General features: G+C 49.9%; 1 pseudogene. It reads right to left on the bottom strand.

The annotated features are described in order from the left end of the window. Window positions 1–1,061: pseudogene (locus A3766_RS02315) on the bottom strand (ATP-dependent helicase HrpB); the annotation flags it as partial.

The raw sequence follows: 1,061 nt of genomic DNA, 5'->3' as shown, positions 1-1,061 counted from the left end.
GATGCGCTGCTGATCATTCCAGTCCAGGCAGCTTTTCACTAGCTCAAGAATGTTTACTTTTTTAAGTGCGTTCATACTGCTGACGCTAGATAAATAGGGTAGCAGCCAAGTCTCGATATCGTCGATTAAGCTTTGTTTTGACAAGCTTGGGAAGTTTTCAAGGTGTTGTCCTAGCCAGCTTGCTCGGGCCAGCCAGTCATCGCATTGCTGCGTCCAGTTTAAAACGCTTAAGCCTTGTTTCTTGACCAGCTGAGCCAGGCATTGGGTGAAGGCATCGTTTGGAATATTGCTGATGACTTGGCTATCTATGGTAATCGCGCCAATACGGGTTTGCATAGAGCCCGTTATTTTCTGCGTTTTAGGGTTGATCTCGAAACGTTCTTCTTCGTTGATATGCTCGGACAAGACTTCGAGAGCTGAGGCTTTGTCAATGGCTGCCGCGCTATAAATCCGGCCCTCTTTCTTCTGTGCATCGCAGTCAGCAATGACTAACCAAGGCTCATCAAAGAGTGAATCGTCTTCGTTGAGGTAAGCGCCTTTACCGTTCGCCATCAAATATTTGCCGTCTCCTGCTTGGCGCTGTTTGGCCAGTCGCTCAGGGAAGGCGATGAGTAAGAGTTTGCCAAGGTCTGCAGGGTAGATAGTCGGCTCAATATCTGCTTTCGAAGCGGCTAATTTTGCTAATTGCTTTTGCAGCGACTGAGTGCTTGAGAAGGCTTGCTCGACTCGTGAACGATGGAAGGCGTAGTCTTTAAGGGACTGTGCTTTGTCTCGGCCAAAATCCGACAGCGCGTTGAGACGTCTGGATATGTCGGTATCTCTATTATGGAGAAAGATATCTTGTTCAGAAAGCAGAGCGGCTAAGTTGCAAGCGACACGCTGATCTTCGGGCTTGTCGGTGCTTAACAACATACTTGCAAGGCGCGGGCTAACAGGTAGCTTTGCCGCGAGCTTGCCCAGTCGGGTGACCTGAGCTTGTTGATCCAGCAAACCGAGGTCTTTGAGTACTTGCATCGCGGCATTGTAATGCGCTTCCGGAGGCGCCGTGAGCCAGGGGATGC

It is taken from the genome of Oleiphilus sp. HI0132 (assembly GCF_001635845.1).
The sequence above is the reverse complement of the archived record's forward strand: the minus strand, read 5'-3'. Positions and strand labels throughout refer to the sequence as shown.